Origin of the sequence: Yersinia sp. 1252 StPb PI (genome assembly GCF_048593885.1) — a bacterium.
GTDB classification, from domain to species: domain Bacteria; phylum Pseudomonadota; class Gammaproteobacteria; order Enterobacterales; family Enterobacteriaceae; genus Yersinia; species Yersinia enterocolitica_E.
The window spans coordinates 1-21,245 of sequence record NZ_JAZGQE010000014.1 but is presented as its reverse complement, the minus strand read 5'-3'; the positions used below and the strand labels follow the sequence as shown (position 1 = coordinate 21,245).

Genomic DNA, 21,245 nt, shown 5'->3' with positions numbered 1-21,245 from the left:
ATAAAATAGCTGCATTCCCTGTTTGTGACTGAAGTCATGATTTTGAGGGGCAAGACAAACAGAATTACATAAAAATGGTAAGCGGCAGGTTAATAACAGTGAGGTTTACATGGATATTCTGGTTCAGATGATTCTCAATTTTTCGCTATCATGGCTTGATGCTGAATTACGGGCTAACGCACGCCACCGGGCACCATGGTTAACAGGTGTTGGCGGGGGTAGTGGCGGTTGATATTGCGCTGCTGCAATTGCCAGAACACCTGCTCCACGTCATGCCGTTGACGGTCAAGCAATAATCCAACCACGCTGCCACTGTGGGCTACGTTCAACCCGTATAAATCCAACTCCTCCACTAGCCTCAGCAGGGCGCTAAAGTCAGGTTTTACCAGTAAACGCTGGCTGGCTTGCGCACTCAATGTGGTGGCCTGGCCCAGCAGTGAACAATCGCGGCGCTCGGCGGCTTGGGTAAACAGTTGCCATGCCCGTTCCAGTGAGATGGCACTGGCTAACAGCGCCGGTTGACGATCACGGCGGTGGTAATCCTCGGTTTTGAGAATCTGTGGGCTTTCCAGTAACAAAATATCTACCGCTGGCTGCCAGTTATAAGAGATTTGTGTTGCGGCAGTTTGGTGGTCAAACAGTGTCAGTTGTTGAAACAGGGTGCTGTCAGTCGGTTCCAGCCTGACACACAGTGCTGCCAGTGCGGCTTCATTGAGTGTTTCACCGAGATGGCGGGCGGTTGCCAGTGCGGTGGCGGCGATATCGGCGGTACTGCTGGCAAGTCCTTTTGCTACCGGAATGGTGGAATCAAAACTGATGTGCAGGCCATTAGCCATCTGTGCCGGTTGGCCAAAATAGGCCAGTACCGCCGCCAACATCTGGCGCATCCGTGGGCGTTCATTCTTGCCCGGTACGCCATCGGTCACCGAAACCGTACTAAACCAGTTGACCGGGCAGGAGATAAGCTTCTCCCCCCCCAGTATCCAGCCCTGAATCAGCTCACCACAAGAGGCCGGGCAACGGGCTTCAGCCATGACCAAAGACCTGCTGTAAGGCATTGATCAGCCGTTGGTTATCTGCCGCGCTTTTAATGGCTACACGATAGTGGTCGCGGGTTAGACCGGGGTAATTAGCACAATGGCGGATCAGAATATGGTGCTTTAATAGCGCGTGTTGCAGATTAAGTTCAGGTTTAAGGCAGCGCAGGAAAATGTAATTGGCGCACCCTTGCCACACCTGCAACGCGGGCAGGGCGGCTAAATGCTGATATAACCAAGGTCGCTGCTGCGCCAACCATTGATGTGTGGCTTGAATATAAGGTTGGTCATCGAGAATAATCTCACCCGCCAGTGCGGCAAAAGCATTGATAGTCCAAGGCTCGCGTTGCTGTTTCATTTGCGCCAGCGCCGCCAGGTCGCCACTGAGCAGATAACCGAGGCGCAACCCGGGAATGGCAAAGAACTTGGTCAGTGAGCGTAACAAGTATAAGTGTGGGAAATCCGCTAATTGAGGGGTAAGCCCCGGCGCATCTGGCAAGAAATCGATAAAAGCTTCATCGATAATTAAAGCAATATGGTGCTGATGGCAACACTGCACAATGGCTTGCAGCAATTTGGCATCAGGCATCAGGCCGGTCGGGTTATTGGGTGTCGCCAGAAATAGGCAGTCTGGGCGCTGTTGGGCTAATAGCGCCAGTAGGCGTTCATCGGGCTGATAGCCATCTGACTCACTCATCTGATAATCATGAATCTGGCAGCCGACCCGTTGCAGGGCGCGGCGGTACTCAGCAAAGCCCGGAGTCAACAGTACCGCAGTGCGGGGTTGCAGATGTTGCACCACTGCGTAAATCAGCTCAGTGGCACCATTGCCGGCCATAATATTCTCTGGCAGGCAGTGGTGAGCGCGGGCCAGCGCTGCGTGTAATTGGCGATACTCAACATCAGGATAGTGTTCGGCACGGGCCAATTGTTCGATAATCGCCGTTTTCAAGGATCCCGGCATGCCCAGCGGATTAATATTGGCACTGAAGTCAACGATATTGGCTGCATCTGTGCCGATTTTCAGTGCCATTTCCAGCACATTCCCACCATGCTCACTCATTGCTACTCTATTCCCCTATATAACTTGTGCGTTTAGAGTACCATACCCTTCGTCCTGGATGCTGTAGGGTTGTTCGCTACACTCACGCACCCGAATCACTTACTTGTAGTTGACCCTATATGAATAAACTCATAGGGATGCGTTTACTTGCAGCCTACCTATAACGCCAATGACTTTGGGTATATCAGCGAGGGAATGGCGTTTAGCGACAATAGCTCCGGCGTGAAGGCGAGCACATCTCGTAGGCGAACCACGTCGCCAATGACAATCAGCGCCGGTGCCGATAAACCCTGCGCGGCAACTTGATCGGCTAATGTAAGCAATGTGCCGCTGGCAACTTGTTGCTGCTGGTGGCTGGCGTACATCACCACGGCGGCAGGGGTCGTGGGGGCTTTCCCCCCGGCGACTAATTGCTGGCAAATGGTTGCCAGTTGTGTCATTCCCATCAGGATAATCAGCGTACCTTCCAGCTTGGCTAATGTTGCCCAGTCCTGCGGCTCGTTGCCTTGGCGCAAATGGCCGGTTATCACATGAAAGCCTGAGGCATAATCACGATGTGTTACCGGAATACCGGCATAAGCCAACCCGCCAATGGCGGAGCTTATCCCTGGAACTACCTCAAACGGAATACCCGCCAACGCCAGTGTTTCAGCCTCTTCACCGCCGCGCCCAAAGACATAAGGATCACCACCTTTGAGTCGCACCACATTTAGCCCACGTTGGGCGCAATCAACCAGAATTTGATTGATTTCTGTTTGTGGCACCAAATGGTGATTGGGGTTTTTGCCCACATTGATCATTTCACAACCATCAGGGGCTTCTGCCAGTAACTCAGCACACACCAAACGGTCATAGACCAACGCGTCAGCGCGACGAATAACATGTAATCCCTTCACCGTAATCAGCGCGGCATCCCCAGGCCCGGCGCCTACCAACCAAACTTTCCCACTTTTCATATTGCCTCTCATTGTGCGGCGAGGGCCGGTTGTACCGGCAGATTCAGGGCCACGCGAATGACATCACGGGCAATCATTAATTCTTCATTGGTATTGACGATAGCAATCTGTACCGGCGCCGAGTCATGTTGGATAAATGGCTGATTGTTGATATTTTTCTCTTCGTCCAACTCGATACCGAGAAAGGCTAAACCACGGCAGATCTGCTGGCGGGCTGTGCGGGCATTTTCACCGATACCGCCGGTAAATATCAGTGCATCAATTCCGCCCAGTTGCACGATATAGCTGCCAATCACCGCGCGGATACGTTCGGCAAACAGGTCGAGCGCCACTTTAGCGCGCGGGTTGCCATTGGCGGCGGCATGTTCGACATCGCGATAATCGTGTGAGATGCCGGAGACACCCAGCAAGCCGGACTGGTTATTAATCAAATGGTTGATTTCACTGGCGCTTTTTCCTTCCGCTTGCTGAATAAACGGTAGGATGGAGGGGTCAATATCACCGCTGCGGGTGCCCATCATGATACCGGCCTGCGGGGTGAAGCCCATCGAGGTATTCACCGACTGGCCGTTGCCGATAGCACAAATGCTGGAGCCGTTGCCAAGATGGCAGGAGACAATGCGCAGTTCTTCCAAGGGCCGCCCCATTCGTTCGGCGCAAACGGCACTGACATATTTATGACTGGTGCCATGGAAACCATAACGGCGAATACCCAGCTCTTCATAGTAACGCCACGGTAATGGATACAAATAGGCGGTCTGGCTCAGCGTTTGGTGGAATGCGGTATCAAATACCGCCACTGCGCTGGCATGGGGCAGGGCATGTTGGAACACCCGGATACCGAGCGCATTAACCGGATTATGCAGGGGGGCCAGTGCGCCAAGCTGCTCTATCTTATCCAGCACCTCGGGGGTTATCACGACCGAATCGGCGAATGCTTCACCGCCGTGCGCGACACGATGGCCGACACCGGTAATTTCATCCAGCGAATCAATAATATTGTGTTCAATCAGCGCGTGAAGTAGGTGTTCAGCACCTTGGCGGCAATCGGCGATAGGCAGAATCTCGCGCCATTTCACATCTGTGGCGCGGAGGTTAAATATCGCATCATCCATACCGATACGTTCGATTAATCCCTGACAGATCACTTTTTCATCAGGTAAGGAAAACAACTGAAACTTCAACGAAGAACTGCCGGCGTTAATCGCCATAATCTTACCGGGCATGCGACTCTCCAGAATGATTCAAATAAGTAATAAGGTCGGTTAATCCCTCACCGCTCAGCGCCGAGGTCACAAATAGGTGTTGTGCGCCCGCCTGCGTGAGGCTGTCAGCAGCCCAACGCAATTGGTCTGGGTGGTTAACGGTGTCGGCTTTACTGATAATGCCAATGACCGGCTGGTTGAAAACCTGCGCCAACATCGGGGCAAACCAGCTTTGGGTCGCATCCGCATTTTGTACCAGCCCCACCACATCCGCTTCACAGGCGCTTGCCAGTAACGCACTGTATAAACAGCGGTTTTCCAGGTATTCACCGGGAGTATCAATGGCATTGTCCTGCCAGATAATGGCTTGGGTTTTCTGGTAATTAAGCGCCTCACCCTGCAAACGCTGGATAAGCGAGGTTTTGCCGCACTGGCTAGGGCCAATCAACATGATGCGTTGCATGGCATCAGGTCCGGGTCATTGGGCAGGCGGTAAATTTCATCATGTCGCCGAGGGTGTGGATCACCTGTTTCAGCGCATATTCCACCGCTGACACATCACCAGTAAACACCACCGCACCGGTGAAACGGTCGATAAAACCAATCTCAACCGCACCGGATTTGGTAGCGATATCACTGGCAATAATCGAGGCTTCGCTAGGGGTAATGGTCAGAATGCCAATGGCGCTACTGACATCATTCAGCCCCAGTTTTTTGTAAAGTGCCTTATTAGGATTGGCTATCAGATGCGCCAGGGTTATCTGTTTACCGGGAACATATTCCTGAATTACGCGCTCGGGGGTGCTGCTCTTTTCCATCATGCCTCCTGAACTAACTGACGCCATAGCGCCTCATGGGGCCGTGGGATCACTGAGCTGTAAACCAATAATCCCTTCTCACCGGCACACTGGCTGGCAACGTCCACGGCAGTTTGTACATCAGCAATATCGCCGCTGAGCACTTGATAACATTTGCCGCCGATGCCAAACGCCATATGGATGCGCACCAGCGTGACATTGGCCGCTTTAACCGCACGGTCGGCGGCAGTAATACAGGCCGCCACACTCCAGGTTTCCACCACACCCGCCGCTTGACGATTTTCCACCGTATTCAGGCCGCTGATCGCCGGTAATACGGATGGATGAAGGTTGGGCAGGACGATGCTATCGACCAACAGATGCCCGCTGTGCCGCTCGCCGTTTTGTACCGACTGGGTGACGGCACCGATATCGCCACCGACCATCAACAGATATTTACCGGGGCACAGGGTTTTGCTCACCAATAGGCTGACGTTAGCGCTTTTCAGCATCAAGTCGCAGACCTCCATGCCCTTGGCGATACTGCTTAATTCAACAATTCCAATGGCTTGTGACATAGCCCTTCCTTTTAATAAACGTCAGCCCGTTTAATGGTGATGGCATTTGCGCTGATGGCCGTGACCGTGCCGCTGATACTGGCATGCACCGGTGCGCCTAACGCGTTATTCGGAATTTGGCCAATAAGTTGACCGTGATCGACCCGTTCGCCGACCGTGACCACGGGTTCGGCGGCAGCCCCGATATGCTGGCGCAATGGCAGTACCACCTGTTGTGGTCGGTAGCCTTGTTCGCTGAATGGCGCAGCTTGATACCAGTCGGTGAGATCCAGACGGGCAATCAGCCTTGATATCGGTACCATGCGGTAATTAGCCATCGGATCGGCCTCACGTAGCGCCCCTTGATAGCGGGCACCTTGCGCCCGCAACTGCGTTTTCAGCAGGCGGTTAATGCGCATCGGTGAGATATCTACCGGGCAGGCGTAGCTTTCACATAGCCCGCATTCCGAGCAGGTCAGAGCGCTGAGTAAAATGTCTGGTGTGGCAACTTGTTGGTAGGTTATCGCGCGCACCAGCAGATGCGGGGGTAGCTCATGGCCAATCAAGTGGCGCGGGCATAACTCGGTACACATGCGGCACTGCTCACATACGGCACGAGCAATGGCTAACACATCCTGGTCGCTGCGGGCGCGGCGGGTAATCAGTAAGTGATCAGCGGGCAGTACCAGTAGGCCGCCGGTAGTTTTGGTTACCGGTTGGTCAAGGTCATGCAGGGCATGGCCCATCATCGGCCCGCCATTGATATAGGCCGGATTGTTGATGGTAGCCCCTCCTGCCAGCGCCAGAACTTCGCGCAGCGGGGTACCCAGCGGTACCGTCAGGGTTAAGGGTTTCGCCACCGCACCATTTACGGTCAGGGTGCGGCGAGTCACCGGCCACTGCTGTTCCACCGCCCGCGCCACATTGAGTAGTGTTTGCACATTATTCACTACCACACCGATGCTGACCGGCAGCGCCGCAGGTGGCACCCGGCGACCGGTTGCCAGCCAGATAGTGATAACCTCATCACCGGCGGGATAGACATCGGGCAGAATGTGCAGCCGGATTTGTGATGGTAGCAAGGGGGTTAGTGCGGCAATCGCCTCACTATATTTGGCTTTCAAGGCGATGATGCCTTCCCGCGCGCCGGTGGCTCTCATGCCATACAGCACACCGCGCACCAGTCGGGCTGCCTGGCGCGGCATCAACTGCTGATCCACTTTCAGCATTGGTTCGCACTCAGCCGCATTGACCAGAAAAATCTCGGCCTGCGCTTGTAGCTTCACCGCCGTTGGGAAACCAGCACCTCCGGCACCGACCACGCCAGCGTGCTGAACCCGTTGCTGAATAGTCACGGCATCACAATCAGCCAGTTCACCGTAGGCGGGTAGCAAGCAGGTATCCGCAATGTGTAGGTCACTCATAAAGCGCCTCGATAATCCCACGGATATCATTGCCGTCAGCCGCACGCGGGTTAGTGCGCAGTGTCACGTCGGCAAGTGCGGCGGTAATTATGTCGGGAATGCGTTGCTCTAACTGGCCTTCATTGATTTTCATCGCGGCCAGCGGCTGAGGTAATCCGCATTGACGTTTGAGTTGTTCAATCTGATGGACCAATTGGTTAACTGCACTGCGCTCATCGCTATTTGCCGCACTGAAATGGCACAGTTTTGCCAATCGCGCATAGCGTTTACATGCCCGTGCATCAAGCGCGTTAAAGCGAATCACCGGCACCAATAGCAAGGCATTCGCCAAACCGTGCGCGATATGAAATTGCCCCCCCAACTGGTGCGCGATAGCATGATTGATGCCCAGACCAGCCTGGCTGAATGCCATGCCAGCCAGCGTGGAAGCATTGTGCATCTTGCCTCGGGTAATCAGGCAATCGCCTTTGCGGCAAGCGGTGGGCAGATGGCGGAACACCAACTGCACCGCTTTTTCTGCCAGCGCATCAGTAAAGTCACTGGCACGTGGTGAAACATAGGCTTCCAGTGCGTGAGTCAACACATCCAACCCGGTATTGGCGGTGATAACTGGCGGCACGGTAACCACCAGAGCCGGGTCCAGAATGGCGATGTCCGGGTAAATCTCATCGTCAAACAGCGGGTATTTAATACTCTTTTCCGGGTCGCTGATTACACAGGCACTGGTCACTTCTGAACCCGTGCCGCTGGTGGTCGGGATAGCAATACAGGTCTCGATCTCTATCCCCTGTTTACGACTAAACCAGACAATAGCTTTTGCTGCATCTAGCGCGGAGCCACCACCAAAACCAATCACCACATCGGGTCGCAAGGCATGCATCTGCTCAATGCCCTTAACCACGGTGTTAATGTTCGGGTCCGGCGTAATGTCGCTGAACAGACTGATTTGGTTATCCTCTGCCAGCGACTGTTTTAAGCGATCCAGTAACGGCGAGGTGGCCAGAAAGCCATCGCAGACAATCCAGATTTTGCGCTGATGGAAGCGTTGCAGCACCTTAAGGCTGCCTTCCCCGCTGTAAATACGTGTTTGCAGGAAAAAAGTCTTCATACGTCCTCGCTCAGCGAATGGAAAAACCGTTAGTCAGCACACAGCGACGCTGGCGCGCAAAGGTGCGAGCCGAGGTGGTGCCTTCTCCGGTCGGGGTGGCGATGGTAAAGGTGGTAAAGCCTTCACCGCCGACGCCTATCCCGGCATAGGACGGGCCGTTTTTAACAAAAATAGAGGTTTGTAACAGTCGGGCGGCCAGATTCAGGCGTGAGACATTTTGTGAGTGCATGGTGGCGGTATGGTGCAGGCCGCCTTCCACTTGCAGTGCCAGCGTCAGGCCGGCATCAAAATCCTTTACCCGGACCACCGGTAACAGCGGCATCAGTTGTTCGGTAGTGACCAGAGGATCGTCACCGGCTACTTCAACCAGCAGCAAGCGCGGTGCTTTGGCCGGACAAGCGATACCCGCCGCTTTCAGCAGTTCAAGCGGGCTTTTACCGACCAGATTCTTATTGGCGTGGCCTTGAGGGGTCAGGCAGGCTTTGCGCAGGCTGTCGACCTCTTGCGGATTACTGATAAGTAATGCATCGAAGGCTTGCATCTGTTGCAACAACCGGTCGGCAACACTTTCCACCACGATCAGGCTCTTTTCAGCGATACAGGGCAGGTTATTATCGAATGAGGCTCCTGCCACGATATCCTGCGCCGCTTTTACCAATTCAGCCGTTTCATCCACCAGACAAGGTGGGTTACCGGCCCCCGCCCCAATCACTTTTTTGCCGCTCTTCATGCCCATCGCCACAATGGCAGGCCCGCCAGTGATAGCCAGCAAGGCGATTTTGTCGTGCGCCATCATCTGCTGAGTGGCTTCAAAGCTTGGCTCTTTCACTGTCACTACCAGATTGCGAATGCCGCAACTGTTGAAGATTATCTCTTCAATTTGGGCGATTAAATCCAGTGATACCGATTTAGCGCCTGGGTGTGGGCTAAAATAGATGGCATTACCGGCAGCTAACATACTGATGCTGTTATTAATAATGGTTTCAGTTGGGTTAGTGCTAGGGGCAACGGAACCTATCACGCCAAAAGGCGAGTATTCGAATAACACCATGCCGCCATCGCCGGTCAGCGCCGTGGTGGACAAATCTTCAATACCTGGGGTGTTTTCTAACGCGGCTTTGTTTTTCAGCAACTTATCTTCTTTATTCCCCATGCCGGTTTCACTGGCACCGCGTTCTGATAGTGAAGGCAACTGTGCTTTTAGCTGTTCACGCAGGGTGCGGATAATCGCGCTGCGGGTTTTCATCGGGCTTTGTTGATAACGCAAAAATGCGTTATGAGCGGCATTGACAGCTTCATCCACGCTGGCAAAAATGGCGCTGGAGGCAGACGCGGGTGTGGGCGTCAGTTGCTCAATGAGGATAGTGCGAATGAGAGATTCAAGGTCATTGGTATTCATTATTCATTCCTCAGATGTAAAGCCGATATGGCCGCTTCTGCTATGTGCATATCTTGTTCGACGCTACCGCCGCTGATGCCTAAGCCCCCCACCAATTGGCCGTTACGCCATAGCGGGTAGCCACCACCAAAGCTCACCACTTTGCCACCGGTACTGGCCTCAAGCTGGAACAGGTCGGCCCCCGGTTGTACGGCGTCGCTAAGTTGGTGAGTTGCCGTTTTCATCGCCACAGCGGTCCAGGCTTTTTTCGGTGCCAGTTCGCTGCTGACCAGCAAGGTGTCTGGCATGCGGTAGGTCATAATCATGTTGCCGTGGCGGTCAGTCAGTGCCACGACCACGGCAATTTGTAATTTCATAGCGGCATCGACCGCCAATTTAACTAACTGATGAACATCAGAAAATCCCAGAGAGGCCGCTGTTTGTGGCTGACTTGTGGCTGGAGGGAGTGCTGTTGCCGCCAGATAACGGGCCACCACGGTTTGCGTGGTGTGTTGTAACTGTTGGCGCTGGTCTTCATCACGAGCCAGTGCATACAGGCAATCCGATAAACGGTTTAGGTATTGCAATAACACCGGGCGCACCGGGACTTGTTCAGCCAGTTCAATCAGCCGCCGTTCACAGCGCCGTGCCAGAGTGCGGGCAAAATGCAATCGGCTACCGGCTTCACTGCTACCCGGCAGAATAAAACCCTGTACCGGTGGCAGCCCCGCCATACAGCGGTCTACGGCTTGCTCCAGCGCTTGGATCTCGGGTTCATTAATGCTTTTGCGCCCGGCAGGCGGTGTTTCGATACCTTCGCTTGCCAATTCAGCGCTGAAATAAAACAACTGATGTTGTATGGCATCGAGTAATTGACGGTTTTCCTCGCCCTGCGTCACGCGGGCACACAAGCTCAGTGCTGCATTGAGTTCATCCAGCGTGCCGTAAGTTTCCACCCGGGGATGGCTCTTTTTCACACGTTGTCCGGTGAACAGGGCAGTGGTGCCCGCATCGCCGGTTTTGGTATAAATGCTCATAAGGTCCCCGTTCAATCAGTAAGAACATTAATCATCAGTAAGAACATTCATCGACGATGGCGACAATCGCCAAATCGATGGCATCATTCGGCTCGGAAAATACCCGTCTGGCACTGGAACCGCCTGACAGCAAGACCAAATCGCCCTGACCGGCACCGACCGAATCGACGGCCACTTCGTCCGGCGTTTTGCTGTCGGGTGGCAGTGAGCCATCACCGGCAACACGGCGCACCAGCAGCAGCTTCCTACCGATCAACGTGGGTGATTTTTGCGTTGAGACCACGGAACCTACCACTCTGGCCAGTTGCATGATTTACTCCTGCCTTAACAGTTGAATGTGACGGGCTGACACGGTGTCCTGCGCCAGCGGTGTAACCAGCGTGTGGCTTGCAATGAGTAGCCAGCCGGAGTCGAGAGTGGCGATATCGCGATAACTTAGAACCTTGCCCGCGTGCAACCGTATAGCAACGCCCTGACTGTCGCTGAAACTGAGCGGCAATGAGTGCAGCGCGGCACAGGGCAGAGCAGCCAGTAGTTGGCGATGTAAGCTGATATGCACTTTCATGCCCCACGACCATGCCTCGTTTAGCGCCGCCACCGCAGGGCAGGTGGTATCGAACTGTGCCAGCCGGTGGATAAATGCCAGGTCTGGCAACATCAGATGCAGCGTGGCATGGTGTACGAATACCGATGGATCAAGCCCGGCGCGCAATTGAGGCAGTAGCAGGGCGTGAACCCGGCGTTCGCGCTCAACTAACCGCGTGACAATCTGGCTGACCAGTTGTTCGGTTTGCGCCTGAGTCAGATTCATGGCCGCGTTGTCCCTGATGAGGTTAATATCGTGGCAAATGCCGCAGGGTCGTCGGCACCCGCCGCATTGGCCTCGTCGGTATCGATATGCATTTCCAGTTTCATTTGGGGTGAAACGCGGATCGCTACGTCATCCAGAATCAGGCGACGGCCACTGCCCTGAATGGCAACTTGTACCCGGTCACCGTGTTTTACCCGATAGATAAGGGCATCCAGCGGCGACATATGAATATGGCGCAGTGCCACAATCACCCCATGGGGTAACGTCAGCTCCGCGAACGGGCTGACTAACGTGATGGCAGGGGTATCGTCCAGATTGCCAGACATCCGCAGGGGGGCATTGATACCCAGCGTGCGTGCATCGGTACGGGAGATCTCCACCTGGCTGTGGCTACGCAACGGGCCAAGAATACGCACATTTTTCAGGCTGCCTTTCGGCCCGACCAGCGTTACCGTCTGTTCGGCGGCGTACTGGCCGGGCTGGAGCAGCGCTTTCTTTTCAGTAATCGGCTGCTGCGGGAACAGCCGTTGGTAGTCCTGCACCGAAAGATGCAGGTGTCGGTTGGAAACCCCAAGTGGGATCGGACGAAGACGCATTTCGTCGAGGATCTTATTGACAACGGGTTCCAGTAACGCTTTTTCCATCAGACTTTTCCTCGTTTACCCAAGTGGATACAGCGAAAGCGAGGCTCGCCTTTATGGCGTCGGCAAGCCGGATCGAGGCAGAGATTACAGCTCACCCGGGGAGCGATTAGAGCCTCACTTTCCACACTACTTTCTTCGGTGCTGATTTTTTCAGCACTAAAGACAGGTTCAGGTACATCATCTGTGGCGGTAGCCGCAGCGGGCTGAGTCTCTGCTGCTTCCGTCTCTTCGTTAATAGGCGCTGTAGCGACAACTGGCTCTATCGCCACAGCGATTTCGGGGGCCGTGACCTCAACAGTCTCTGTCAGCCAATAGGCCAACAGGGCTTTTGTCGGACGGGCCAGAACCGCGCGCGACACCAATCCGTGATGCAGTTCGGCAAAGGCGGCACCGGTACTGATTGCCGCCTGCACCGAGGCCACATCACCGGTCAGACGAATTAACATCCAGCCAGAACCATTGGTTTTTTCTATACCTATCAGGTTGATAGATGCTGATTTTGCCATCGCATCCGCCGCACTGATCGCCAGCGCTAGACCGCTAACTTCAAGTAAACCCAGTGACGTTTTCACGCTGTGCTCCTCTTCTTACCCTTAGGCAGAGGTCGGTAAAATGGCTTCTACATCGCTGTGTGGGCGTGGGATCACATGGCAGGATTTCACTTCACCCACCGCGCTGGCAGCCGCAGAACCGGCATCAACAGCGGCTTTTACTGCGCCGACATCGCCACGTACCATTACGGTGACCAGACCGGAGCCGATTTTTTCGTAGCCCACCAGTTGTACGTTGGCGGATTTGACCATGGCATCAGCCGCTTCGATAGCAGCGACCAGACCTTTGGTTTCGACTAAACCTAATGCGTTATTCATGTTTCATTTATCCTTGTTATCAAGTAAGGGCTATCTTGTTTGCCATTTTGAACCAGGGCAGTGCTCGCCATCCTCACGAACCTTGGCTTTTACAACACCAGGTGTACGCTCCGGTGGCTGTGCGCTGGCCAAGTCCAAACTGCCTGCACCGACAACGCCCTGAGATTTGTATGGGGTTATTTAAATGGTAATCCTTTGACTAACCGGGCTGCGTTATTGCCAAGCCGCCGTAGTTGGTCCTCGTTCTGCCCGCGCCGCTGGCGAAATAGCGGGTTGGCGGGCGGTAAGTTACGGAAATGCACGACCACTTCGTCGCCGGAACAGGCCAGCCCGACCAATAGCGGGGAGCGGGTTGCGGCCTGCCAGGCGCGTTGTGCTACATCGCCGTCGTCGTCTTGTTGCCAGCGCCAGGGAATACCTTCCTCCTCAATACCTAGCAGCACCTGATGCCAGACGGCTTCGGGTGTCGGTGTGGTCAGACTGATTACTATTGCGGGGGTGTCATGGGTGAAATTCATCCGTGATTCTCCCGTTGATAGGCCAGAATCAGCCCGGTGGCTACCGCATTACGCGGCCCCTCGCTGGCGCGAATGTTGCCGCGCCCCGCCACCAATTTGTAGTGAGAGAGGGCATCGGTGACCAATTGCGGGATTTCAAAGTCCAGCGACGAGCCGCCAACCAACACCACGAAGGGGATATCGCGGATATTACCGGTCGGGCTGACTTGACGCAGGGCGCGAAGCGCATTGGTAACAAACACCCGCTCTTTAGCGGAGCGGCGGATATTGCGTACTTTTTCCAGCGCGTAATCCCCCGGCAGTGGCACCAAACCTTCCGGCTTGACCACCACCAGTCGGGCAAAGACCTCTGGCGGCAGCGGTTGTGGGAAGAACTGAACGCTGCCATCTTCATGACGCAGGTGGAATAAACTTTCCACTTTTGCCAGCGGATACTTTTTGATGTCCTCTGCCAGATAGCGGTCTTGTAAATCTAATTCAGAGGCGATGATCATCGTGACCATATCGCCGGCTCCCGCCAGATGGGTGGCGACGATTTGGCCCTGAGCATTGATGATGGAGGCGTCGGTAGATCCCGCCCCCAAATCGAGGATGGCGAGTGGCCGTTGCGTCCCTGGTGTGGTCAGCGCGCCGAGTATCGCCGCTTCGGCTTCCGCCCCCCCAACCTGAACATCAATATTCAGAGTCTTTTCGATTTCTCTGGCGATATGCGCCATTTGCAGGCGATCAGACTTCACCATGGAGGCGATGCCCACCGCTTGTTCAAGCGAGAATTCGCCCGCCAGACCGCCGGTGACATTGACCGGCACGGCAGTGTCTACTGCCAGCAAGTCTTGAATGAAGATCTCATTGGTTGGTTTATTGGTCAGTTCCGCCATGGTTTGGCGAACGTGTTCGAGCATGCCGCCGATATTGGTTCCTGCTTCACCACTGACATTGTCCAAATGGCGAAAGCTGTTAACCGCGGTCATAATGGCTTCACTTCCGGTCGCCACATCCACCCGCACCGTGCGACCGTCGGCAAATAACTCCAGATGACCGGCCGGTATCGAGCGAGCTTTAACATCCCCTTCTGGGGTTTTCACTACCACCGCCGAGCGGGTACCAATCAACGCTCGTGCCACCGGCACAATGTTTTTGGTTTCTTCGGCACTCAGTTCAAATACGGTGGCAATGCCATAGGGGTTAGAGAGGGTTTCAATCACCTGACCCGGCATCGCAACTTCTACCGCCGCCAGCATGCCCATCGGGATGCGGTCGATATGTAGCACCTCATCAACGATCGGTAGCGGATACGCCAGCCGATTACTGACCAGCACGCCATCGTCCCGTTGCAAGATAACCGCAGTGATGCGGTAGCCAGCGCCGTTAGCGGCATTTACCACCGCCGCGACATCGGCGAAATCCACCGCTGATGGCACCACCAGAATGTAAGGTTGGGCAGGGTCACGGGTAACTAACTCATCAATAGTAATGGTCAGCCCAACCCCCAATCCCAGTCCACCGGGGGTTTTCGGGTTATGACCGATCATGGTGGATTCGGTGATGATGGTTTCGGTAATTGTCTCCATCGCCACATCACCGATCACCGGTGTGGCCTCGTTAATGCGGATCAGGCTGATATCGCTTAGCGCAATACCGGCCTTTTCCACCAACATATTCAGCGCCTTGTTGATGCCGAAAATATTGCGTTGAGTCCCTTTGATACCCGTCGTTTCGGTCAGGGTACTGGTAATAAAGTGCAACTGACCATCAGCCGTGCATTGTGCTAATGCCACTTCTGTTGATGAGTTACCAATATCCACACCGACGATGTAATCCATATCCGATCCTTAAATGACTAATAACTGGATGTCGTGATCAACGGGGCTATCGTACTAGGGGCGCTCCGGCGGCTTACGCCGCTACGACCCCCACGGCACGCTTCCCCTTGATTGATATCACTGCGTTAATCGTCGCCTTTTAGCTTCTTACGCTGGACATACAAAACGGCAGCTTCACGGACGAATGCCGCACAGATGGTCGCTTGGTAGGTCTGTTCCAGGTCGTCGGCGATAGCGTTCAGCTCCTCTTTGCTGGAGCGGAATGGCCGCAGGGCGTTGTAGATATCCAATACCTTGTCATCCGGTACCGCGGTCAGCTCGGCCGCACGCTCGAAGTTAATTGCCAACAGTGGACGACCCGCATCACGGGCAATGGATGCCTGAATACGCAGGATTTCCGGTGTAATCCGCAAATCTTGCGAAGTAACACTGCCGTTCAAAACGTTAGCCAGCGTGAGGTCATCCAGCGTTTTGTTAGTGGCTGTTTTGACCCAATCAGGGTGTTTATTTGCCAACGGATAATCAGAGACTTTGGCATCATTGCGCGAACTGGCTGCTGGTGCCGCACAAGCAGCCGCAGGTGTCTGGCCTTGCAAGCTGTTCATCTTGCTCAGCACATCGCGAACCATGGATTCAATAGCTTCGGAATTCATTGTGTTTTCCTTTGTTAAAGCGCCACCCGGAGTTCCTGAGGATTCTTGCCGGTCACCACATATTTGGTTTCTTTAATATGCAGAATCGCTGATTTGGCCTGATATTTTGGCCGTGCCATTTGGTCGTTCAGGGTAGGAACCGGTTGTGGTGATTCCCGTTTGGCATAACGCGCGGCGTTTTTACCAATTTGGCGATAAGTTTCCAGCGTCAACAGTGGGGCCTGCGGGAACAACTCCAGATTGGAGAGCGGCGGTAAGCCTTGCTGATGAATCACCGTAGTGCCTTTGGATTGAATGCCGATAGAGATACCGGAACCACTCAGGCGGTTACCCTCGACGGCAACAAACGCCACGTCGGAGGATTTAAAGCAGCGGATAACCCGTGCTTTAATGCCTTCTTCTTCAATACCGGCAATCAGTTCGCGCAGAATATTTTTGTGCGGGATACCGACGATGTTAGCCGTTTGCGACAGGCCAAATGCCGGGCCGACGGCAATGATCACTTCATCCTGATTGCTGCCAGGGCGGGCTTCACCCACTTCGGTCAGGAAATTTCCTTCAGCAACAGTGGCCGTAGCCGCTGCGGGTTGGGTATCCTGCTTAAAGGAGACGGTATTTTTGTCTCCCTGCATTTCCTGCAATACGCCTTCGATAATTTGACGTAACAGTTTTTCGTTAATATCCACCATCTCGTGAACCCCTTAACCAAGCTCATTCGGATCAAGCGCGTTTGGAATGTTTTTGATCTCTTCCCAACGTGCACCTTCCAGCCGGTAACCGGTAGCTGGACCCGCGTAGTCATTGACGTCATTCACCGCTGACAGCACTTGGTTGTCACCTTTAATGATCGCCGAGGTATGCAGGTAGTCACCGGCAATTTTGGCTTTCTGGATGTTGAGCATGTCTTGCGCTACATCTTCGAAACCGCCTTGAGCCAATGCTTTTACCACTTCCAAACCAGTACGGTTTTTGCTGATGATTTCCTGAGCGAACTTGATGTCTTCAACGATGTTACGTTCCGGCATATCTTTCGAGCCGTGTGCATATGTCGCCGCAATCACTTCTTCGTCAGTAATTGGTGGCAGGCCCATACCGGCAAATACCGCTTGCAGCGCACGGGCAGCTTTATTACGAATCGCCACCACGTCAGCTTCCAGCACCGGACGCAAGCCACCATCAACTTTCAAGTCGCGCTGCAATACGTTGTAATCGTCAAAGTCTTCGGCATCTTCGTTGGAACCGGCGAACATGTTGTCGTAGTTAGGCACCGCAGAAAAACCAGAGGAGATAAAGTCAGTACCCGGCAGGAACTGCATCAGCAGACGGGCAGTACGGCGCATATCGGAGTGGGTAAAGGTCTGGTCGTTACTGGAAGCACATTCCAAATCCAGTGCAGAGCAAATCAGGTTTTCTGCCAGGATGGCCCGGATGCCTGATGGCACCGCGGACGGCACGCCGACACAACTCACTGAACCATTTTGCAGCCCCTGAACCCCGGCAGCTTTGGTGATATAGATACAGCGAGCTTCCAGATACAGCATGGATTTGCCTTCGGCATAACCCATTTGCACCTCGGAGCCTGAACCAGAGGTAAAACGCATTTTCAAACCGCGTGATGCATAGGACGAGGCGAGGAAGCCTTTGGACCATGGCGTGTCATCACCGTCGGTAAATACCGGCTCAGTACCGTAAACCGAAATAGTTTCGGCATAACAGGTATGGCCCAGCATCCCCAGCTTCAACTCGGTGGCTTCTTCCAGCGAACATTGCGTCAGCACACCAGGGCGACCCACTTGCGAACCGACCAACAGCGCGATGGCATTGAATGGCGCATAACGGGCCACGGCCACGGTAGTTTCCTGCTCATCAAAGCCACGGTATGCGCCTTCGGCGGCATCGGCGGCAATCTGCACCGGGTTATCTTTAACGTTAGTGACGTGAGCCTGTTGTGATGGGGTACGACGTGCGCGCATTTTCTGCATCGACATCATCATTTCCACCACGTTCATATGAGAAACCACCTCGACAATTTTGGCCGGGGTCATTGCTGTAGTGAGTGGCACAATGGTGCGGCGCGATACGTTAGGATCACACAGCATGTTGGCCAACTTGATGGAATCCATCTTCATCACTTCTTCCGCATGCGCCAGATTGATACCGTAGCGGGCGATAAAGTGGTCTATCAGGTCGAAATTGCTTTGTGGCTTACCGTCTAATTCGGTCACCACACCGTTAACAATCTTGATGGAAGGTTTTGGATCATTCGGGCTTTCCATGGCAATAAAGCCTTCCTCGATCCACTCTTTGACAAAGCCGTCCTGATTAACCGGGCGTTTCGCCAACGCTTCAAATCTTTTCGATTTCATGAAACAGCCTCACTGTGGCGTCAGATATAAGAAGGGCGGTCGTTTTTCGGTTCAGAACCCAAGGTCGCTAGTACCGTTTTGCCAATCTCTCGGGCAGAAATTACTGCCTGACGAACTGCGCCAGAATCACCGGAGATAACCAGAATCACTTCGTTACTGAAGCTGGTGCCATGTGCGGGGGAGCTGTAAGCCACCACGTCAACGTTGGCAGATTTCACGGCGGTATCCGCCATCAAAACACCAATCGACGCTGGTGCACCGACTATCACACCGCAAGAACGGCCCAATGGCGCGCCAAATGCTTTTTCCAATGCGTGGCTGGCACGTGCGCTGTACTGCAATTCAATGTGACCGGCTTCATTGGCGTAAACATCGCCGAAGGTCCGATCCAGCTCTTTCAGCGCCACTTCGACGGCACGTTTCACATCAGAAACATCATCACCACCGAAGATGATCAGCGAACCATGACCGGCACCGCCCTTGGTATCGCGGGGTAACTCAATACTGACCACTTCAGTATTGGTGGCTTTGACAGCTTCATCGGCCGCCATGATGTGCGGGCCTGCGCCGGTACGTGCGCCCAAAATACCGATGGAGCGATAGCGTTTTTCCAGCTTCATTGCGTCCAGTAGGGCGCTGTCGACGTTGGCGATCACCAGTCCGACCGTGTCACCGATCGCGGTACCAACAAATTCCGTTAAACTGCAAGTCTTCTCAGCCATAGCCGTATCTCGTTGTTTATAGGAGGGTTGTTTAGAAGACGCCGGAGCGTGTTCGCTGACTTTTGCTATCACCTGCGCCATGATTTGGTCGACCAGGTCATTGCTTTTCATTAGCTATTTCCCTTTGGCAAGAACTTCTCGACATCGGTGTGTGGCCGTGGGATGACATGGGTCGATTTCACTTCACCCACTTTCGCAGCCGCACTTGCACCGGCATCAGTGGCTGCTTTAACTGCGCCCACATCACCACGTACGATGACGGTGACCAGACCAGAGCCAATTTTTTCATAGCCGACTAATGTCACATTGGCCGATTTCACCATGGTGTCCGCAGCCTCAATGGCCGCAGTCAACCCTTTGGTTTCCACCATTCCTAGTGCTTCTTGTTGCATAAATACCTCGACGGGGATGTCAGGGACCTGATGTTTGTTCGTTGGAAATACAGCTATTACGGTTTCAAACGCGCTTCAGGTTCTAAAATAAAAATTGTCGTGTTGGGGCCATTCAGTAAATTTAAAAAAACAAATTCGGTAAGTTTAAAAATAAAGTTGTCAGGTTCGTGCTGAGAACGAATATACAAACAAGCAATGAAAAAGAATGGCTGTATTGAATTTACTGACGGGAATGGTTAGTGAGGAAATAACAAATTATTGTCATGGCTATAACTTAATATTATGTTTTAAAACGTTATTTCGTTGATGTTGGGTGATAATAACTGGCTATTACATATTCAGAATTACAATTTATTAGGTGACAGTAGCTATTAAATTTGCTAATTGCGCGCCTGCCCGATTAAATAGTTCGCGTGATCGCGCGCATAAATATAATGATACACCTGAGGGGGGAGTAGCCACAAAAGTGCGAGCTTGATAACAATAACGGAAAGAATAAATGGCAAGAAAGTCATATAGCGGAATAAAGCATAAAAGTGCCTGTTAACACGGTGTTGGCGCTAACTTTTCTACGGAAATGACAATAATTTGTTATTCAAGGTCTATTTTTTATTTAATTAATGGCACATCACGACAACACTTTCATTTTTGCTCTCTTTATAGTGGCTAGGTCATGGGCCGTGCATTTCCATACCCGTCATACTTCGAGCTGCATGTGCGTTGGCTGCCTTCGCTCACCCCAGTCACTTACTGATGTAAGCTCCTGGGGATTTACTCAGTTGCCGCCTTCCTGAAACTTGAATTATTTAGGGTATATAACGTATTAATTTAATAACAAGCAGGGTAACCCTATGAACGACTCACTAAAAGCGCAGTGTATTGCGGAATTTCTCGGTACCGGGCTGTTTTTGTTTTTTGGTATTAGTTGTTTAGCTGCATTGAAAGTAGCAGGTGCCAGTTTTGGTTTGTGGGAAATCTGTATCGTGTGGGGGCTGGGTATTTCACTGGCGGTCTACCTGACGGCAGGAATTTCCGGTGCTCACCTCAACCCGGCCATTACTATCGCGTTATGGCTATTTGCCTGTTTCCCCGCACGGAAAGTCATCCCGTACAGCATTGCTCAAGTTGCCGGTGCTTTTGGTGGCGCGGCACTGGCCTATATGCTCTATCATAATTTATTTACTGATTTCGAAGCCGCACACCAGATGGTGCGTGGCAGCATGGAAAGTCTGCAATTAGCCAGTATCTTCAGCACCTTCCCATCACCGGCAATCAGCGTATGGCAGGCTGCATTTGTTGAAATTATTATCACCTCGATTCTTATGGGGCTGATTATGGCACTAACTGATGATGGTAACGGTGTGCCACGCGGTGCATTAGGTCCACTATTGATCGGTATTCTGGTGGCGGTTATTGGTGCTTCTACCGCTCCATTAACTGGTTTTGCCATGAATCCAGCACGTGATTTTGGTCCTAAATTATTTACCTTCTTTGCTGGTTGGGGAAAAATCTCAATGACCGGCGGCCGTGATATCCCTTATTTCATTATTCCGATTGTGGCGCCGATTATTGGTGCTTGCCTCGGGGCCGCAGTTTATCGCTTCCTCATTGGCAAAAATCTACCTTGTAATACCTGTAAGTTAGAGGATGAGAAAGTTAATTTATAAAGCAACATGGATTTCCTCATCTGACACTGGGTGAGGAAATTTCGTGATCCATTCTGGTTAATGGCTCATTAATTGTCCCCTGACGTTTATGACTCTGGTAGAGTAAATTGTTACTTTACCTTTTCAGGGAAATAGATTTTAACCTGGTGAATAGGAATGACTAAATAACAATGTTCTAACATATTACTTATTACAGGGATGCTTTATAACAATAAAAT

The 21,245-nt window shown here is 53.0% G+C and carries 24 protein-coding genes; 1 reads left to right on the top strand and 23 read right to left on the bottom strand.

The window, feature by feature from the left end; all coding sequences use genetic code 11:
- Window positions 1-173: 173 nt before the first annotated feature.
- From V2A85_RS04000 to pduA, 23 genes are all read right to left on the bottom strand, one after another.
- Complete coding sequence (locus V2A85_RS04000; RefSeq protein ID WP_372558480.1) at window positions 174-1,034, bottom strand: GHMP kinase; 861 nt, start codon at window positions 1,032-1,034, stop codon at window positions 174-176.
- Window positions 1,027-2,100 (bottom strand): threonine-phosphate decarboxylase CobD, encoded by a 1,074-nt coding sequence (cobD, locus tag V2A85_RS03995; RefSeq protein WP_420070919.1) that lies wholly within the window; start codon window positions 2,098-2,100, stop codon window positions 1,027-1,029. The genes V2A85_RS04000 and cobD overlap by 8 nt, the downstream gene beginning before the upstream one ends.
- A 158-nt stretch (window positions 2,101-2,258) precedes the next feature.
- Window positions 2,259-3,056, bottom strand: a complete 798-nt coding sequence (gene cobA, locus V2A85_RS03990; protein ID WP_420070918.1) for a uroporphyrinogen-III C-methyltransferase — start codon at window positions 3,054-3,056, stop codon at window positions 2,259-2,261.
- A gap of 8 nt (window positions 3,057-3,064) precedes the next feature.
- Window positions 3,065-4,282, bottom strand: a complete 1,218-nt coding sequence (locus tag V2A85_RS03985; RefSeq protein ID WP_420070917.1) for an acetate/propionate family kinase — start codon at window positions 4,280-4,282, stop codon at window positions 3,065-3,067.
- Window positions 4,272-4,724 carry a EutP/PduV family microcompartment system protein gene (locus tag V2A85_RS03980; RefSeq protein ID WP_372558484.1) on the bottom strand — a complete coding sequence of 151 codons (453 nt, stop codon included), beginning with the start codon at window positions 4,722-4,724 and terminating at the stop codon, window positions 4,272-4,274. The genes V2A85_RS03985 and V2A85_RS03980 overlap by 11 nt, the downstream gene beginning before the upstream one ends.
- A gap of 4 nt (window positions 4,725-4,728) precedes the next feature.
- On the bottom strand, window positions 4,729-5,079 hold the full coding sequence (pduU, locus tag V2A85_RS03975) for a propanediol utilization microcompartment protein PduU (protein ID WP_032813079.1): 351 nt from the start codon (window positions 5,077-5,079) through the stop codon (window positions 4,729-4,731).
- Window positions 5,079-5,636: a BMC domain-containing protein gene (locus V2A85_RS03970; RefSeq protein ID WP_005185285.1), complete on the bottom strand. Its 558-nt coding sequence runs from the start codon at window positions 5,634-5,636 to the stop codon at window positions 5,079-5,081. The genes pduU and V2A85_RS03970 overlap by 1 nt, the downstream gene beginning before the upstream one ends.
- Before the next feature lie 11 nt (window positions 5,637-5,647).
- A complete protein-coding gene (locus V2A85_RS03965; protein ID WP_372558485.1) occupies window positions 5,648-7,039 on the bottom strand; it encodes a 4Fe-4S dicluster domain-containing protein in 1,392 nt (463 codons plus the stop codon).
- Window positions 7,032-8,147 (bottom strand): 1-propanol dehydrogenase PduQ, encoded by a 1,116-nt coding sequence (locus V2A85_RS03960; protein WP_372558486.1) that lies wholly within the window; start codon window positions 8,145-8,147, stop codon window positions 7,032-7,034. Before V2A85_RS03960 ends, V2A85_RS03965 begins: the two co-directional genes overlap by 8 nt.
- A 10-nt stretch (window positions 8,148-8,157) precedes the next feature.
- The gene (locus tag V2A85_RS03955) at window positions 8,158-9,546 is read right to left on the bottom strand and encodes an aldehyde dehydrogenase family protein (protein ID WP_420070916.1); all 1,389 of its coding nucleotides are present in this window, start codon (window positions 9,544-9,546) and stop codon (window positions 8,158-8,160) included.
- Window positions 9,546-10,562: a cob(I)yrinic acid a,c-diamide adenosyltransferase gene (locus tag V2A85_RS03950; protein WP_372558487.1), complete on the bottom strand. Its 1,017-nt coding sequence runs from the start codon at window positions 10,560-10,562 to the stop codon at window positions 9,546-9,548. The genes V2A85_RS03955 and V2A85_RS03950 overlap by 1 nt, the downstream gene beginning before the upstream one ends.
- A 34-nt stretch (window positions 10,563-10,596) precedes the next feature.
- Window positions 10,597-10,872: a EutN/CcmL family microcompartment protein gene (locus V2A85_RS03945; protein ID WP_005185294.1), complete on the bottom strand. Its 276-nt coding sequence runs from the start codon at window positions 10,870-10,872 to the stop codon at window positions 10,597-10,599.
- Window positions 10,873-10,875: 3 nt separating this feature from the next.
- The gene (pduM, locus tag V2A85_RS03940; RefSeq protein WP_083159274.1) at window positions 10,876-11,373 is read right to left on the bottom strand and encodes a microcompartment protein PduM; all 498 of its coding nucleotides are present in this window, start codon (window positions 11,371-11,373) and stop codon (window positions 10,876-10,878) included.
- Window positions 11,370-12,017: a phosphate propanoyltransferase gene (locus tag V2A85_RS03935; protein ID WP_050084484.1), complete on the bottom strand. Its 648-nt coding sequence runs from the start codon at window positions 12,015-12,017 to the stop codon at window positions 11,370-11,372. Before V2A85_RS03935 ends, pduM begins: the two co-directional genes overlap by 4 nt.
- Window positions 12,017-12,589, bottom strand: coding sequence for a BMC domain-containing protein (locus V2A85_RS03930; protein ID WP_420070915.1), 573 nt, complete (start codon window positions 12,587-12,589; stop codon window positions 12,017-12,019). The genes V2A85_RS03935 and V2A85_RS03930 overlap by 1 nt, the downstream gene beginning before the upstream one ends.
- A 21-nt stretch (window positions 12,590-12,610) precedes the next feature.
- The gene (gene pduJ, locus V2A85_RS03925; protein ID WP_004090424.1) at window positions 12,611-12,886 is read right to left on the bottom strand and encodes a propanediol utilization microcompartment protein PduJ; all 276 of its coding nucleotides are present in this window, start codon (window positions 12,884-12,886) and stop codon (window positions 12,611-12,613) included.
- Between the two features lie 176 nt (window positions 12,887-13,062).
- Window positions 13,063-13,404 (bottom strand): glycerol dehydratase reactivase beta/small subunit family protein, encoded by a 342-nt coding sequence (locus V2A85_RS03920; protein WP_372558489.1) that lies wholly within the window; start codon window positions 13,402-13,404, stop codon window positions 13,063-13,065.
- The gene (locus V2A85_RS03915; protein ID WP_420070914.1) at window positions 13,401-15,227 is read right to left on the bottom strand and encodes a diol dehydratase reactivase subunit alpha; all 1,827 of its coding nucleotides are present in this window, start codon (window positions 15,225-15,227) and stop codon (window positions 13,401-13,403) included. The genes V2A85_RS03920 and V2A85_RS03915 overlap by 4 nt, the downstream gene beginning before the upstream one ends.
- 125 nt (window positions 15,228-15,352) lie before the next feature.
- Complete coding sequence (gene pduE / locus V2A85_RS03910) at window positions 15,353-15,880, bottom strand: propanediol dehydratase small subunit PduE (protein ID WP_420070913.1); 528 nt, start codon at window positions 15,878-15,880, stop codon at window positions 15,353-15,355.
- A 14-nt stretch (window positions 15,881-15,894) separates the two neighbouring features.
- Window positions 15,895-16,566, bottom strand: a complete 672-nt coding sequence (locus tag V2A85_RS03905; RefSeq protein WP_372559863.1) for a propanediol/glycerol family dehydratase medium subunit — start codon at window positions 16,564-16,566, stop codon at window positions 15,895-15,897.
- A 15-nt stretch (window positions 16,567-16,581) separates the two neighbouring features.
- Window positions 16,582-18,246: a propanediol dehydratase large subunit PduC gene (pduC, locus tag V2A85_RS03900; protein ID WP_420070912.1), complete on the bottom strand. Its 1,665-nt coding sequence runs from the start codon at window positions 18,244-18,246 to the stop codon at window positions 16,582-16,584.
- Between the two features lie 20 nt (window positions 18,247-18,266).
- Entirely contained in the window at window positions 18,267-19,079 is an 813-nt protein-coding gene (gene pduB / locus V2A85_RS03895; RefSeq protein WP_004699354.1) for a propanediol utilization microcompartment protein PduB, read from the bottom strand.
- Window positions 19,079-19,360, bottom strand: a complete 282-nt coding sequence (pduA, locus tag V2A85_RS03890; RefSeq protein ID WP_032906380.1) for a propanediol utilization microcompartment protein PduA — start codon at window positions 19,358-19,360, stop codon at window positions 19,079-19,081. Before pduA ends, pduB begins: the two co-directional genes overlap by 1 nt.
- Before the next feature lie 851 nt (window positions 19,361-20,211).
- Between pduA and pduF the strand changes: the two genes are divergently transcribed.
- Window positions 20,212-21,027 (top strand): propanediol diffusion facilitator PduF, encoded by an 816-nt coding sequence (pduF, locus tag V2A85_RS03885; RefSeq protein WP_083159268.1) that lies wholly within the window; start codon window positions 20,212-20,214, stop codon window positions 21,025-21,027.
- The last annotated feature ends 218 nt before the right edge of the window (window positions 21,028-21,245 follow it).